Annotated in this window: 13 protein-coding genes; 7 read left to right on the top strand and 6 right to left on the bottom strand. The window is 72.6% G+C overall.

The features are described 5' to 3' along the window. Positions 1-99: 99 nt before the first annotated feature. Genes hrpA through ABEB12_RS13830 form a run of 7 tightly spaced genes read left to right on the top strand, consistent with a single transcriptional unit; the run spans position 100 to position 7914 of the window. A complete protein-coding gene (gene hrpA / locus ABEB12_RS13860; protein WP_185063872.1) occupies positions 100-3891 on the top strand; it encodes an ATP-dependent RNA helicase HrpA in 3792 nt (1263 codons plus the stop codon). A gap of 33 nt (positions 3892-3924) precedes the next feature. Then, entirely contained in the window at positions 3925-4092 is a 168-nt protein-coding gene (locus ABEB12_RS13855; RefSeq protein WP_185063871.1) for a CopG family transcriptional regulator, read from the top strand. 3 nt (positions 4093-4095) lie between these two features. Then, a complete protein-coding gene (locus ABEB12_RS13850) occupies positions 4096-4443 on the top strand; it encodes a VOC family protein (protein ID WP_185063870.1) in 348 nt (115 codons plus the stop codon). Beyond that, positions 4440-5279, top strand: coding sequence for a class I SAM-dependent methyltransferase (locus ABEB12_RS13845; protein ID WP_345702845.1), 840 nt, complete (start codon positions 4440-4442; stop codon positions 5277-5279). Before ABEB12_RS13850 ends, ABEB12_RS13845 begins: the two co-directional genes overlap by 4 nt. Positions 5280-5292: 13 nt before the next feature. Continuing rightward, positions 5293-5634, top strand: a complete 342-nt coding sequence (locus ABEB12_RS13840) for an MmcQ/YjbR family DNA-binding protein (RefSeq protein WP_185063868.1) — start codon at positions 5293-5295, stop codon at positions 5632-5634. A gap of 10 nt (positions 5635-5644) precedes the next feature. Further along, complete coding sequence (locus ABEB12_RS13835) at positions 5645-6949, top strand: hypothetical protein (protein ID WP_185063867.1); 1305 nt, start codon at positions 5645-5647, stop codon at positions 6947-6949. Further along, the gene (locus ABEB12_RS13830; RefSeq protein WP_185063866.1) at positions 6946-7914 is read left to right on the top strand and encodes a transporter substrate-binding domain-containing protein; all 969 of its coding nucleotides are present in this window, start codon (positions 6946-6948) and stop codon (positions 7912-7914) included. The genes ABEB12_RS13835 and ABEB12_RS13830 overlap by 4 nt, the downstream gene beginning before the upstream one ends. Here the strand turns inward: ABEB12_RS13830 and ABEB12_RS13825 are convergent, their stop codons facing one another. The 6 genes from ABEB12_RS13825 to ABEB12_RS13800 all read right to left on the bottom strand — a co-directional run bounded on the left by ABEB12_RS13825 (position 7915) and on the right by ABEB12_RS13800 (position 13673). Continuing rightward, positions 7915-8661: a DUF899 family protein gene (locus ABEB12_RS13825; protein WP_185063865.1), complete on the bottom strand. Its 747-nt coding sequence runs from the start codon at positions 8659-8661 to the stop codon at positions 7915-7917. 93 nt (positions 8662-8754) lie between these two features. Continuing rightward, positions 8755-10143 (bottom strand): FAD-binding protein, encoded by a 1389-nt coding sequence (locus ABEB12_RS13820; RefSeq protein WP_221498475.1) that lies wholly within the window; start codon positions 10141-10143, stop codon positions 8755-8757. Further along, the gene (locus ABEB12_RS13815; RefSeq protein ID WP_185063864.1) at positions 10140-11282 is read right to left on the bottom strand and encodes an acyl-CoA dehydrogenase family protein; all 1143 of its coding nucleotides are present in this window, start codon (positions 11280-11282) and stop codon (positions 10140-10142) included. Before ABEB12_RS13815 ends, ABEB12_RS13820 begins: the two co-directional genes overlap by 4 nt. After that, entirely contained in the window at positions 11279-12631 is a 1353-nt protein-coding gene (locus ABEB12_RS13810; RefSeq protein WP_185063863.1) for a cytochrome P450, read from the bottom strand. The genes ABEB12_RS13815 and ABEB12_RS13810 overlap by 4 nt, the downstream gene beginning before the upstream one ends. Next, entirely contained in the window at positions 12628-12789 is a 162-nt protein-coding gene (locus ABEB12_RS13805) for an FAD-dependent oxidoreductase (protein WP_185063862.1), read from the bottom strand. Before ABEB12_RS13805 ends, ABEB12_RS13810 begins: the two co-directional genes overlap by 4 nt. 170 nt (positions 12790-12959) lie before the next feature. Then, a complete protein-coding gene (locus ABEB12_RS13800) occupies positions 12960-13673 on the bottom strand; it encodes an SIMPL domain-containing protein (RefSeq protein WP_185063861.1) in 714 nt (237 codons plus the stop codon). Positions 13674-13722 lie beyond the last annotated feature (49 nt).

Below are 13722 nucleotides of genomic sequence, written 5' to 3'. Positions count from 1 at the left end.
CCTCGGAAGTGAGGCACCCCACCACGGCCCACACGTCACCGGCACGTGAGTGAAACGGGATGGCAGCGCCCGTGGCCGGGCTGGGATCATTGGGTGGTCATGCGCATCAGTTATCCACCCGAACTGCCCATCAGCGCCCGGCGCGACGACCTGGCCGCCGCGATCCGGGACAACCAGGTTGTCATCGTGGCCGGGGAGACCGGCTCCGGAAAGACCACCCAGCTCCCGAAGATCTGCCTGGAGCTCGGCCGGGGCACCGGCGGCAAGCTGATCGGGCACACCCAGCCGCGCCGGATAGCCGCGCGCACGGTGGCCACCCGGATCGCCGAGGAGCTCGGTACGGAACTGGGCGGGACGGTCGGCTGGAAGGTCCGGTTCACCGACGAGGTCTCGGAGAAGACCCAGGTCAAGCTGATGACCGACGGCATCCTGCTGGCCGAGCTGGGCGCCGACCGCATGCTCAACCGGTACGACACGCTGATCATCGACGAGGCGCACGAACGCAGCCTCAACATCGACTTCATCCTCGGCTACCTGAAGCGGCTGCTGTCCAGGCGCCCGGACCTGAAGCTGATCATCACGTCGGCGACCATCGACCCGGAGCGGTTCGCCGAACACTTCGGCACCCCGGGCAAACCGGCGCCGATCATCGAGGTGTCCGGGCGCACCTACCCGGTGGAGGTCCGCTACCGCCCGCTGGTCGACCCCGACGACCCCCGCAAGGAGGAGCGCGACCAGCAGGAGGCGATCGTCGAGGCCTGCCGGGAGCTGGCCGCCGAGGGACCCGGCGACATCCTGGTCTTCCTGCCCGGCGAACGGGACATCCGGGACGCCGCCGAGACGCTGGCCGGGGCGATCACCGGGGACGGCGCGCGCGGCGTGCTGCGGAACACCGAGATCCTGCCGCTGTTCGCCCGGCTGTCCACCGCCGAGCAGCAGCGGGTGTGGGCGCGCAGCCCCAACCGGCGGATCGTGCTGGCCACCAACGTGGCGGAGACCAGCCTCACCGTGCCCGGCATCAAGTACGTGGTGGACACCGGCGTGGCCCGGATCTCCCGGTACAGCCACCGCACCAAGGTGCAGCGCCTGCCCATCGAGAAGATCTCCCAGGCGTCCGCCGACCAGCGCAAAGGGCGGTGCGGGCGGACCAGCGACGGCATTTGCATCCGGCTGTTCACCGAGGACGACTTCGATGCGAGGCCGGAGTTCACCGACCCGGAGATCCTGCGCACCAACCTGGCCTCGGTGGTGCTGCGGATGATCTCGCTCGGGTTGGGCGAGCTGACCAAGTTCCCGTTCGTGGATCCGCCGGACCGGCGCGCGGTGGCCGACGGCATCAACCTGCTGCACGAGCTGAACGCGGTCACCACCGCCAACAAGATCACCGAGATCGGCCGGGCGCTGGACCGGCTGCCCATCGACCCCCGGTTCGCCCGGATGCTGCTGGCCGCCGACCGGAACGGGGTGGCCGCCGAGGTACTGGTGATCGTGGCCGCGCTGTCCATCCAGGACCCGCGCGATCGGCCCACCGAGCACCAGGAAGCCGCCGATCAGCGGCACGCCCGGTTCGCCGACCCCCGCTCGGACTTCGCCAGCTACCTGAACCTGTGGCGTTACCTGCGGGAACGCCGGGGCGAGCTGTCCGGCAACCAGTTCCGCCGGATGTGCCGACAGGAGTACCTGCACTTCCTGCGCATCCTGGAGTGGCAGGACCTGCACGGGCAGCTCCGCCGGGTGCTGCGCGAGCTGGACATCAACGTGCCCCGCGAACTGCCCGAGCAGCTCGGCGACCCGAAGGCCGTCCACCAGTCGCTGCTGGCCGGGCTGCTGTCGCATATCGGGCTCCAGACAGAGAACACCAGCGCCCCCGCGCGGAACAACAACCGCCGCCGGGGCGCGAACAACGCCTACGCCGGCGCCCGGAACGCCTCGTTCGCGATCTTCCCGGGGTCCGCCCTGTTCCGAAGGCCGCCGCGCTGGGTGATGGCCGCCGAGCTGGTGGAGACCTCCCGGCTGTGGGCACGCACGGTGGCCCGCATCGAGCCGGAGTGGATCGAGCCGCTGGCCACCCACCTGGTGAAGAGCACGTTCAGCGAGCCGGCCTGGTCGGCCAAGCGGGGCGCGGTGATGGCCCGCGAGCGGGTCACCCTGTACGGGGTGCCGATCGTGGTGGACCGGCTGACCAGCTACACCTCGGTGGACCCCGAGCTGTGCCGCGAGCTGTTCATCCGGCACGCCCTGGTGCAGGGCGAGTGGCACACCCAGCACCGGTTCTTCCACCGCAACCGGGAGCTGCTGGACCAGGTCGGAGAGTGGGAACATCGGGCGCGCCGCCGCGACATCATGGTCGACGAGGAGACGCTCTACGAGTTCTACGAGAAGCGGGTCCCGGCCAACGTGGCGTCCGTGCGGCACTTCGACCGCTGGTGGAAGACGGCCCAGCGGGAAAGCCCGGAGCTGCTGGACCTCACCCTGGACGACCTGACGCACGGCGCGGCGGACATCAGCGAGGACGAGTTCCCCACCGTGTGGAGCACCTCCACCCCGGGCGCCGACGAATCCGCGCGGCTGAACCTGAGCTACCGGTTCGAGCCGGGGGCGGCGGCGGACGGGGTGAGCGTGGACCTCCCGGTCGGCACGCTGAACCGGGTGGACCCGGACACCTTCAGCTGGCACGTGCCGGGGCATCGGGAGGAACTGGTCACCGCGCTGATCCGGTCGCTGCGCAAGGACCTCCGGCGCAACTTCGTGCCGGTGCCGGACACCGTGCGCGCGGCGCTGACCCGGGTGGACCCGGCCCGGGGCGGCCTGACCGAGGAGCTGTCCCGGGTGTTGCGCGAGCTGGCCGGGGTGACCGTGCCCCGGGACTCCTGGCGGCTGGACAAGATCCCGGACCACCTGCGGATCAACTTCCGGATCATCGGTGACGACGGCGCGGTGCTGGCCACCGGGAAGGATCTGCCGGCCCTGCGCGAGCGGTTCACCAAACGCACCCGGGCCGCGCTGGCCTCGGCCGCCGGCGCCTCGGTCGAGCGGGCCGGGCTCACCGGCTGGCCGGGCGACCTGGCCGAACTGCCCCGCGAGGTGCGCCGGTCCCGGGACGGCTACGAGCTGGTCGGCTACCCCGCGCTGGTGGATGCCGGTGAAACCGTGGCGATCAAGGTGCTGGCCTCGGCGGCCGAGCAGACGACCGCGATGTGGCGCGGCACCCGTCGGTTGCTGCTGCTGTCCGTGCCTTCCCCCGCCCGCCAGGTGCGGCGCACGCTGAGCAATGCGCAGTCGCTCGCGCTCGGCCGGGGTCCGCACGGTTCGCTGGACGCACTGTTCGCGGACGCCACCGACGCCGCCGCCGACACGGTGCTCACGGCGGCCGGCGGGCCGGCGTGGACCGCCGACGGGTTCGCCAAGCTGGCCGACGCGATGCGCACCGCGCTGACCGCCGCACTGCTGCGCGTGGTGGGCGACACCGCCGACGCACTGGCCGCTGTGACCGAGACCCAGTCCAGGCTGGCCGACGTGCGCGCCCCCGGGGTGGAGCCGTCGCTGGCCGACGTGCGCGCCCAACTGGGCGCGCTCGTCTTTCCCGGGTTCATCACCGCCACCGGCGCCGCCCGCCTCCCCGACCTGGTCCGCTATGCCCGCGCGGTGACCCGCCGCCTGGAGACCCTGCCGCGGTCTCCCGCCCGCGACCGGGAGTGGATGGACCAGGTGCACGAGGTGCAGGCCGCCCTCGACGACGCCCGCGCCGAGCTCGGCGACTCGCCCGGGCTCACCGAAATCCGCTGGATGATCGAGGAACTGCGGGTCAGCTTCTGGGCGCAGTCACTAGGCACCAAGTACCCCATCTCCCCCAAACGCATCCACCGCGCCATCGACAATCTGCTCCCCTAGTTGGTAGCTAGCTAGGATGCTAGCATCGACGCCGTGGGCGACGAGGACGTCAAGCAGTTCAACGTGTACCTGCCGATCGGGCTGATCAAGCAGGTCAAGTTCCGGGCCATCGAGACGGAGATGTCCCTGTCGGCGTTGGTGGCCGACGCGCTGCGTGCGTACCTCGACGAACCCCCGTCATCCGAGCGGAAGGGGAGCTGACCAATGGCCACCGAGGGCATCGAAGCGGTGTTCCTGGAGACGCACAACTGGGGCAAGGCGGCGAAGTTCTTCCAGGGGCTGGGCTTCGAGCTGGAGTTCGCCACCGACCACAACTCCGGGCAGCTGCGCAACGGCACGGGGCCGTACCTGTTCATCGCGGAGATCCCGGCGGACCGGGAGCCGGGGATGCAGGTCCTGTTGAAGGTCGCCGACGCGGACGCGTTCCGCGCCGACCCGGCCGTCGAGGTCGTCACCCCGTTCGAGGACACCCACTACGGGACCAGGGAGATGACCGTGCGCGATCCCGACGGGCGGCTGTGGAGCCTGCAGGCGCCGGCCGAGAAGGACTGATGGCTCCGGACAGCTCGGCCGTGCGGGTAGCCCTGTGGCGGGCGTTGCACGTCCGGGTCGACCAGGCGCCGCACGTGCTGACCGACGAGATCGGGCTGCGGCTGGCCGCGCCGGACGCGGACTGGCGCGAGCGCGGGGACATGCACCCGGAGGGCACCAGCCGGTACCGGGCCGGCATCGTGGCCCGCGCGCGGTTCGTCGAGGACCTGGTCGCCGAGCAGGCCGAACGGGGGGTCGCCCAGTACGTCATCCTCGGCGCGGGCCTGGACACGTTCGTCCAGCGCCGGCCGGAGCTGGCGTCCCGGTTGCGGGTGTTCGAGATCGACCAGCCCGGTCCGCAGGCCTGGAAGCGGCGGCGACTCGACGAGCTGGGCCTGGCCTCGGACCGCCTACGGCTGGTGCCGGTGGACTTCGAGGCCGGCGAGTCGTGGTGGGAACGCCTGGCGGCCGCCGGTTTCGACCCCGGGCGACCGGCCGTGGTGGCCTCCACCGGCGTGAGCATGTACCTCACCAGGGAGACGAACGCGGCCACGCTGCGCCGGCTCGCCGCGCTGGCCCCCGGCTCCACGCTGGCCATGACGTTCATCCTGCCCACCGAACTGCTCGAGGCCGAGGAGCGCGCGGCGTACCAGGCGGTGCAGGTGGCCGCGCGAGCCGCCGGGACGCCGTTCCTCAGCTTCTTCAGCCCGGCGCAAATGCTGGCGCTGGCCGGCGACGCCGGCTTCCGCGACGCCCGGCACGTGTCGGCGGCGACGCTCAACGACCGGTACTTCGCCGGCCGCGCCGATGGCTTGCGCACGACCAGCGGCGAGGAGCTCCTGGTCGCGACCACCTAATAATCTGGTCGGCGTGGGCGTGGCGAGCAGCGAGTTCTTCCGGATCGTGGACGGGTTGGCCGAGGTGGAGCAGGCCAAGCACGGCCACTACACGTCGTTCGGCGTCGGGGGCAAGAAGTTCGGCTACTACTGGCCGAGGACCGAGACGGTGGGGCTGAAGCAGACCCTTTCCGAGCAGTTGGCGCTGGTCGCGGAGCGGCCGGAGGTGTTCGAGGTGCAGTTCACCACCGGCGCGTTCGGCTGGGTGGTGGTGTACCTGGCCGGGATCGAGGCGGACGAGCTGGGCGAGCTGGTTTACGAGGCGTGGCGGCTGACCGCGCCGGAAGCCCTCGTGGAAGCGCACCCGATCGACTAGTTTCAAGGTTGTGGGGGGCGTCACAACCTTGCTGCCGGTGGAACGACTGCGCGCGTTGCCGGTGGCCGAGCAGAACACGCCGGGCCGGCTGCTGCGGCTGGGCGCGCTGCTGGTGGCCGGCTGCCTGGTGACCGCGGTGGTGAGCCTGTTCGGCGGGTTGTCCCGGCAGGCCGCCGTGGACGAGGCCACCGGGCGGGTGGCCGCGCTGAGCTCGGACGCGGCGGTGGTCTACCGCTCGCTCGCCGCCGCCGACGCCATGGCGACCAGCGGCTTCGTCTCCGGGGGCGCGGAACCGGTCGCGGTGCGGCAACGCTCCGACGACGAGCTGGCCCGGGCGTCCGCCGCGCTGGCCCACGCCGGAGGGGAGCTGGCCGAGGACGACCCGGCCCGCGCGCTGGTCGCCGACGTCGCCACCCGGCTGCCGGTGTACAGCGGGCTGATCGAGACCGCCCGGGTCTACAACCGGCAGGGGTTGCCGCTCGGCCAGACCTACCTGACCGGCGCCTCCGCCCTGCTGCGCCAGGACATGTTGCCGGCCGTGCAGCGGCTGCGCGACGACCAGTCGGCCCAGCTGGCCGAGGACTACGGCTGGGGACGGGCCGTCCCGCTGGCCGTGCTGCTGCTCGGCGTGGCCACCCTGGCCGCCCTGGGCGACGCCTGGCGCCGGGAGGCCAGGCGCACCAACCGCACGGTCAACCCGGGCCTGGCCGCGTCGGCCGGTCTGGTCTCGCTGGCCCTGCTGTGGTGGCTGGTGGCCGGCACGGTGTCGTTCCTCGCGCTGGGCAGCGCCGGTGCCCACGGGCGGGCGGAGGCGGCGCTGGGCAGCGCCCGGGTCGCGGTGCTGCAGGCGCGCAGCAACGAGAGCCTGGTGTTGGTGGCCCGCTCCGGCAGCGGGGCCTCGGACTCCGGCTTCACCGACCGGCTGAACCTCCTGCTGAGCGAAACGGGCCTGCTGCGGAAGGCCCAGGACGCGGTTGGCCCGGAGGCGGATGCCCAGCTCGCCGGGGTGCGCGCCGACGCGACCGCCTGGCAGGCGGCGCACGCCCAGCTGCGCGCGCTGGACGACGGCGGCCGGTACGCGGAGGCGGCGCAGTCGGCGATCGGCACCGACCCGGCCGGCTCGCGGGCCGCGTTCGACCGGCTGGACGCCTCCCTCGGCGCGGCGCTGGACCGCCAGCGGGAGGCCCAGGTGGACGCGGCCGGGACCGCGCACGGCGCACTGTTCGGCCTGGCCGCCGGGCCGATGCTGCTGTTGCTGCTGGCCGGGGTGGCCGCCGGGTACGGCATCGAGCTGCGGGTGAAGGAGTACCGGTGAACCGGGTGGAGCTGCGCCGGCCGGCCCGCTACCTGGCGGTGGCCGGGGCGTTGGCCCTGTTGAGCCTGCTGATCCCGACCGGGGGGTCGGAACCCGCGGCACCGGCCGCCGCACAGTCCGCGCCCGCCCAGCCCGCCCCGCCCTCTCCGGCGTGCACCGAGATCCGGGACAGCCTGCGGCCGGCCGGCCCGACGCCCGCGCCGGGCGCCATGCCGGCCGGCTCCACCATGGCCGCGATCGTGGCGCGCGGCCGGCTGATCGCCGGCGTGGACCAGGGCAAGTATCTGATCGGATACCGCAACCCGACCACCGGCGACCTGGCCGGCTCGGACATCGACCTGGCCCGGCGCATCGCCGGCGCGCTGTTCGGCGACCCGAACAAGGTGCAGTTCGTGGTGCTGAACATCGCCGACCGGTCCGCCGCGATCCAGCGCGGCCAGGTGGACATGGTGGTGAACAGCTTCGCGGTGACCTGCCAGCGGCAGCGGGACGTGCTGTTCTCCGCCGACTACCTGGACGTCACCCAGCGCATCCTGGTGCCCCGCGCCTCGCCGGTGCGCGAGGTGGAGGACCTGGCCGGGCAGCGGATCTGCACCTCGAAGGGGTCCACCACCGAGGTGGTGCTGCGCGCGCTGCCGGCCAAGCCGGACGTGCTCGCCCTGCCCGGCCTGCCCGACTGCATGATCGAGCTGCATCGGGGCCGGGTGGCCGCTGTGTCCAGCGACGACGTGCTGCTCGCCGGGCTGGCCGCGCAGGACCCGCAGACCGCCGTGGTCGGCCGCGCACTGGACCACACCCGCTACGCGGTCGGCGTCAACCTGAACGCCGCCGACCTGGCCCGCTTCGTCAACGCCGTCCTGGACCGCGGCCGCAACGACGGCAGCCTGGCCGCCAACCACCGCCAGTGGTTCGCCGGCGTCCTCAACCCCGTCCCGGCCCTGCCCCCGGCACGGTACTCGGACTGATCACTCGTGGAAGTCGGGCTGCGGCTCGCGGGCGAAACCCGCGCGGTCCTTGGGCTCCTCCCACTGTTCCTGGCGGCCCAGGGCGGTCAGGTCCAGGAAGTAGTAGGAGCCGCCCAGCTGCTCGGCGCCCCGGCCGTAGGTGGAGTAGGTGTGGAACACCGTGTCCCCGTCGCGCAGGAAGCAGCTCATCCCGGGCTGCTCGGACGGCTGCGGGCCGGAGAAGTAGTAGTCGGTGCCGGCCGCTCGGTGCTCGTCCAGCGTCTTGTAGTTGTAGATCACCGGGGCCACGGAGTCGTCCATGGTGACCGCGTAGTCGTAGTTGAAATCACTGCCGTAGGACGAGTACCAGGGGAAGGTCCAGCCCCGCCGCCGCTGGTAGTCCAGGATCTTGTCCAGCGGCGCGCGCGACACGTGTACCAGCGTGGTGTCCCGCACGGCCAGGTGTGCGTAGAGCCCCGGCGACAGTTCCTCGGCCGCCGCCGAACAGCTCGAGCAGCCGTCCGTCCACGACGGGTCGAACATGAAGTGCCCGACCATCAGCTGCCGGCGCCCGGCGAACAGCTCCAGCAGGCTGACCGGGCCGTCCGGCCCCTCGAACCGGTACTCCTTGTCCACCCGGACCATGGGCAGCCGGCGCCGGTCCGCGTTCAACGCGTCCCGCGCCCTGGTCAGCTCCTTCTCCCGGGCCAGCAGCTCCTTGCGGGCCGTCAGCCAGTCCTCCCGGGACACCACCTGGGGCAGGTTCATCCGTTTCTCCCTCCGCTCGTCGTATCTGTACAGACCGCGACGGGCGGAGGAAGTCATCGGAAGTGACTGAATCAGCGTGCTGAAGTCACTGAATCAGGGTTGGGGGGTGATGTTCTTGTTGTGGCGGAACATGTTGTGGGGGTCCCATTCGGTCTTCGCGGTGACCAGGCGGGCGTACTTGGCCGGGCTGCCCCAGACGCCGCGGCGCCAGCCCGGGCCGTCGTCGGTGGTCAGGTTGACGTAGCCGTTGCTGCGCAGGTGCGGTTTCAGGTCGGCGCGCACGCCGTCCAGCCAGCCGGTGAACGTCGCGTCGTCGGCCGGGTCGTCCCACTCGGTGACGGTCTCCCACAGCCAGCGCGTGCCCTCCCGGGAGAAGGCGGTGGCGTCCTCGGCGTGGTCGTCGCTGATCGCGCCGCCCATCGCCCACAGGTTCTGCACCGTGCTGGGCAGCGGTGGGCTGGCCGGCGGCGGCGCGGCGGCGGTGTGCCGGACCACGATGTCGATCACCTCGTCGTCCAGGGTCGCCAGGTAGCCGCCCTTGCTGTAGTAGCGGCGGCCGGGCGGGGCGATCACGTCCAGCATCCGGTTCGCCGCCGGCCAGGGCACCGGGGCGACGGCCACGGCGGCGGGCCGGCCCAGCCCGGCCAGCGCACCGACCACACCGTCGGTACGGTTGGCCGCACCCGAGTAGACGACCACCAGCATGAGCACCGGCGCACCGTGCAGCTCCGGCGGCACCGGGGGCAGCGGCGGGCAGGCGGTGAGCGCACCGACCACGGCCAGCTCGCGGGGCAGCCCGGCCAGTCGGTCGCGCAGCCCGGCCAGCACCCCGGGCGCCTGGTCCAGCGGGAACGGGATGAACCCGGCGGCCACCTCCCGGGGCACCGGATGCGCCTCGAAGGTCAGCTCGGTGACCACGCCGAAGTTGCCGCCACCACCACGCAGCGCCCAGAACAGGTCGGGGTGCTCGGTCGGGCTGGCGGTCACCACGCGGCCGTCGGCGGTGATCACCTCGGCGGAAAGCAGGCTGTCCACCGTGGCTCCGTAGCGGCGCATCTGGTAGCCGATGCCGCCGCCCAGGGTGAGGCCCGCGATGCCGGTGGAGCTCACCGTGCCGGACGGCACGACCAGCCCGTGCTCGACCAGCGCCGCGTCCATCTGGCCGAGCAGCACCCCGGCCCCCAGCGTGGCCCGGCCGGTGGCCGGGTCCACCTCGATGCGGGTCAACCCGGTCAGGTCGGCGACCAGTGCGCCGTCCGGCATGGCGGTTCCGTCCACCCCGTGCCCGCCGGCCCGAACCGCCAGCGGGCTGCCCCGCTCGGCCGCGTGCCGGACCAGGGTGAGCACGTCGGCGGCGTCCTTGGCCCGGGCGATCAGTGCCGGGGTGGCTCCGGCGGTGCGCGTGTTGAAGATCTCCCGGGCGGCCGGGTATCCCGGGTCGCCGGGGCGGAACAGCTCGCCCCGGAAGTCGGTCAGGCTCACAGGAACGGCACCCCCGGGTCCAGGCCGCACAGCACCCGGCCGTACAGCTCCGCGTTCGTGCTCTGCAGCAGGAAGGAGTGGGAGGCCAGCGCCTCGACATCGGCGACGATCCGGGACAGCGGGTCGTCCAGCCGGATCACCCCGGCGCCCGCGCCGTCCCGCACCGCGCGGACCGCGTCCAGGCAGCGCCGGGTGGCCCAGGCCGCGTCGGCCCGGACCCGGACGCGCAGCGGCAGGTTGGTCGGGTCGGCGGTCACCTCGGCCACCGTGGCGACCGCCCGGTCGGCGTGGAACCGGGCCTGGTCCAGCGCCATCGCCGCGTCCGCCATGCGCAGCTGGGTGACCGGGGCGTGCGCGGCCACCTCGTACCGCGTGTAGCTGACCGGCCGCTCGTGCACCCTCGCCGCGAACAGTTCGAGGGCGGCCCTGGCCAACCCGAGCGGGGTGCCGATGCCGCCGGTCACGAACAGCGGGATGAACGGCATGCCGAAGTACGGGTCCGCGCCCAGCGCGGCCGACCGCGACTGCCGCATCCCCGGCGGGGCCAGCGGCAGCACCCGGTGCTCCGGCACGAACGCCTGGGCCACGGCCAGCGAGCTGGACCCGGTGCCGGACAGCCCGGTCACCCGCCACTCGTCCACCGCCCGGCACTCGTCGCGGGGCAGCAGGAACTGCGCCGGCACGCCCTTCGTGGTGACGGACGTGAGCAGCGCCCAGTCCGCGTGGTGCTGGCCGGAGCAGAAGCGCCAGATGCCGGACAGCCGGTACCCGCCCGCCACCTGGGCGGCCGCGCCGGAGGGCTGGAACGCGGCGAGCAGCTTGGGGTGCTCCGCCGAGCCGTACACCTGGTCCTGAGCGCGGTCGTCGAACGAGCTCAGCATGTAGCGTGCGGCGGCGTAGATGCCGGTGACCCAGGAGGTGGAGCCGCAGCCGGCGGCCAGTTCCTCGTTCACCCGCGCGAAGGTGGCCAGGGACGCCTCCGCGCCGCCCCGCCCGCGCGGGGTGAGCACGCCGAGCAGCCCGGCGTCCTCCAGCAGACCGACCACATCGTCGGTCAGCCGGCCGAGTGACCGCGCCTCCTCGGCCCGCGCGGCGACCTTCGGCGTGATCTCGATTGCGGCCTGGACCAGCTCGGTCATTTCCGCTCCTCCACGGTGACCGGCACCGAGTCCAGGCCGAGGGTCGGCGCCAGCACCGGGCGCGGCTCGGGGGTGCCGGGCACCGGGGTGAACTCGATCGACGCGGCCATGGTGGCCACCGCGATCAGCATCTCGGACCAGGCGATCTGCTCCCCCACGCAGATGTGCGGGCCGGCGCCGAACGGCATGAACGCGCCGCGGGGCAACGTGCCGGCCCGCTCCGGCAGCCACCGGTCCGGGTCGAACCGGTCCGGGTTCGGGTACAGCTCCGGCCGCCGGTGCAGTAGGTAGGGGCAGAAGAACATCGCGGCGCCGTCCGGGATCCGGTGCCCGCCGAGGTCCAGCACGGCGGCCGCGCGGCGGGACATCAGTGCGCCGGCCGGGTAGAGCCGGAGCAGCTCGGTGACCACCCGCCGGGTGAACGCCAGCCCGGCCAGCGCGTCCTCCCGGACTGGTGGGCCACCGACCACCTGGTCGGCCTCCGCGCGCAGCGCCTCGGTGGTCGCCGGGTCGCGGGCCAGCAGGTTGGCCGCGTGCGCAAGCACCCCGGCGACCGTCTCCGAGCCGGCGGAGAGCAGCACCATCGCCTCGTTGCGGATCTCGTCGTCGCTCAGCGGTGCCCCGCTGCGCGGGTCGCTGGCCTCCACCAGGGCGGCCAGAATGCCCTGCCCGCCGGTTCCCGAGCGACGGCACACGGCGATGGCCCGCTCGATGATCTCCTTCAACCGGGCCAGAGCGGCGTTGATCCGGCGGTTGTCGGCGGTGGGCAGCCGCTGCACCAGCCCGGTGGGGTCGGCCATGTACTTGGCCACGCCGACCAGGGCGATCGGCAGCAGGTCCACGAACTCCGCCTCGGCTTCCCGGGGTACCGCCCCGGCGAACAGCGTTCGCGCCTTCACCATGAACGAGTACCGGCGCATCTCCCGGGCCAGGTCGTACGCCTCGCCGGATCGCCACGAACCGACCACTTCGACGGCACAGTCGGCCATCAACGCCGGGTCGGGCCGGTAGACCGGGGCCACCATGCGCCGCCGGGCCCGGTGGTCGGCGCCGGTCAGGGTGCCGATGCTGACCCCGATCAGCCGGGCCAGGTTCTCGTAGAGCGGCCCCTTGTCCAGGTTGCGGTCCTCGGCGGTGAGCAGCTGGCGGACCAGGTCCGGGTGGCTGATCACGTAGGCCGGCTTCGGCCCCAGCCTCAGTACCGCGATGTCCAGTCCGCGCGCGGAGTCCATCACCCCGAACGCGTCCCGGCGCATGCGCAACGCGTGCCCGACCACCGGCCGGTTACCCGGGGGCGTGCCGAGCACCGCCCAGGCCGCCGTATCTCGCCGGATCGGGGCGCTGGTCATGCCGTGCCCCCTACCGCGTACGCGCACACCGGCCGGCGCGCACCCACCCGGCCCGCGCGCTCCAGCACGGTCACCCGGGCGCCCGCCCGGCTCAGCCGGAATGCGGCGCTCGGGCCGGCAACGCCCGCACCGGCGACAACGACCCGCCCAACACTCACCCGGTTCCCCTCCCCGCCCAGGCACAGCCTCGGAGCGGGAACGTGGACTGTCAATATCCACCATCGGGGTATTGAGTGTAATTGTCAGCGATATGTCATATTGCCGATAACGAATTGGTCAGAACTTCTCGGGGAGATCCCTTATCAGTTGAATAAAAGAGTGGGTATTACTAACCGATGTCGTAGACCACGTCAACCGAGACGGACAGCTCCTGGGTGCCCGGCTGCACCGGCACGGAAGCCCGGTCGTAGGCCCCGGCGACCTCGGCCTTGTACATCGGGGAGGGCGGCATGGCGATCGGGATCTCCGAGATGGCCCGCACCGCGCCCAGCTTCACCCCGGCCGCCTCGGCCATCTGCCGGGCCTGCGCCTGGGCCTGTTTGACCGCGTCCGCCCGGGCCCTGGCCCGCAGCCCGCTGTCGTCGTCGATGGCGAAGCTCAGCTGCTGCACCCGCATGGCGTCACCGGCGGCCTCGGCCGCCGCATCGATGATCTCCCCGGCGGACGCCATGTTGCGCACCTTGGCGGTGACCTGGTTGGTCACCTCGTAGCCGGTGATCCGCGAGTCGTTGCCGTAGGTGGGGTTGACCGAGAGCTGACTGGTCTGCAGGTCGGCGTCCGCGATGCCCTTGCCCTTGAGCATCGCGATCAGCGCGGTGGACTGCCGGTTGTTCGCCGCCAGCGCCTCCTTCGCGTTGCCCGCCCTGGTCTGCACGCCCAGCGCCACCGTCGCCACGTCCGGCGCACCGGTCACCTTGCCCACCCCGTGCGCGACGATGCGCGGCGACTGCCCGCCATCCGCCGGCGCACCCCCGCTGGCACACCCGCTCAACACCAGCGCCCCGAGGCCCAGCAAGGCCGACACCACGACACCACGCTTCATCCGAGGTCTCCGTTCCACAAGGGTTGTCAAACCCTAGGACGGAACGAGC

Source organism: Actinospineispora eucalypti, from assembly GCF_039543365.1.
In the GTDB taxonomy this organism is placed as follows: Bacteria; Actinomycetota; Actinomycetes; order Mycobacteriales; family Pseudonocardiaceae; genus Pseudonocardia; species Pseudonocardia eucalypti.
Note: the sequence above shows the minus strand (reverse complement) of the source record. Positions and strands in the feature narration are given on the sequence as shown.

Coding starts and splice junctions, on each gene's coding strand:
- ABEB12_RS13800 (WP_185063861.1), bottom strand. CDS start 13,673: ATGAAGCGTGGTGTCGTGGTGTCGGCCTTGCTGGGCCTCGGGGCGCTG.
- ABEB12_RS13825 (WP_185063865.1), bottom strand. CDS start 8,661: ATGAACCTGCCCCAGGTGGTGTCCCGGGAGGACTGGCTGACGGCCCGC.
- hrpA (WP_185063872.1), top strand. CDS start 100: ATGCGCATCAGTTATCCACCCGAACTGCCCATCAGCGCCCGGCGCGAC.
- ABEB12_RS13810 (WP_185063863.1), bottom strand. CDS start 12,631: ATGACCAGCGCCCCGATCCGGCGAGATACGGCGGCCTGGGCGGTGCTC.
- ABEB12_RS13815 (WP_185063864.1), bottom strand. CDS start 11,282: ATGACCGAGCTGGTCCAGGCCGCAATCGAGATCACGCCGAAGGTCGCC.
- ABEB12_RS13850 (WP_185063870.1), top strand. CDS start 4,096: ATGGCCACCGAGGGCATCGAAGCGGTGTTCCTGGAGACGCACAACTGG.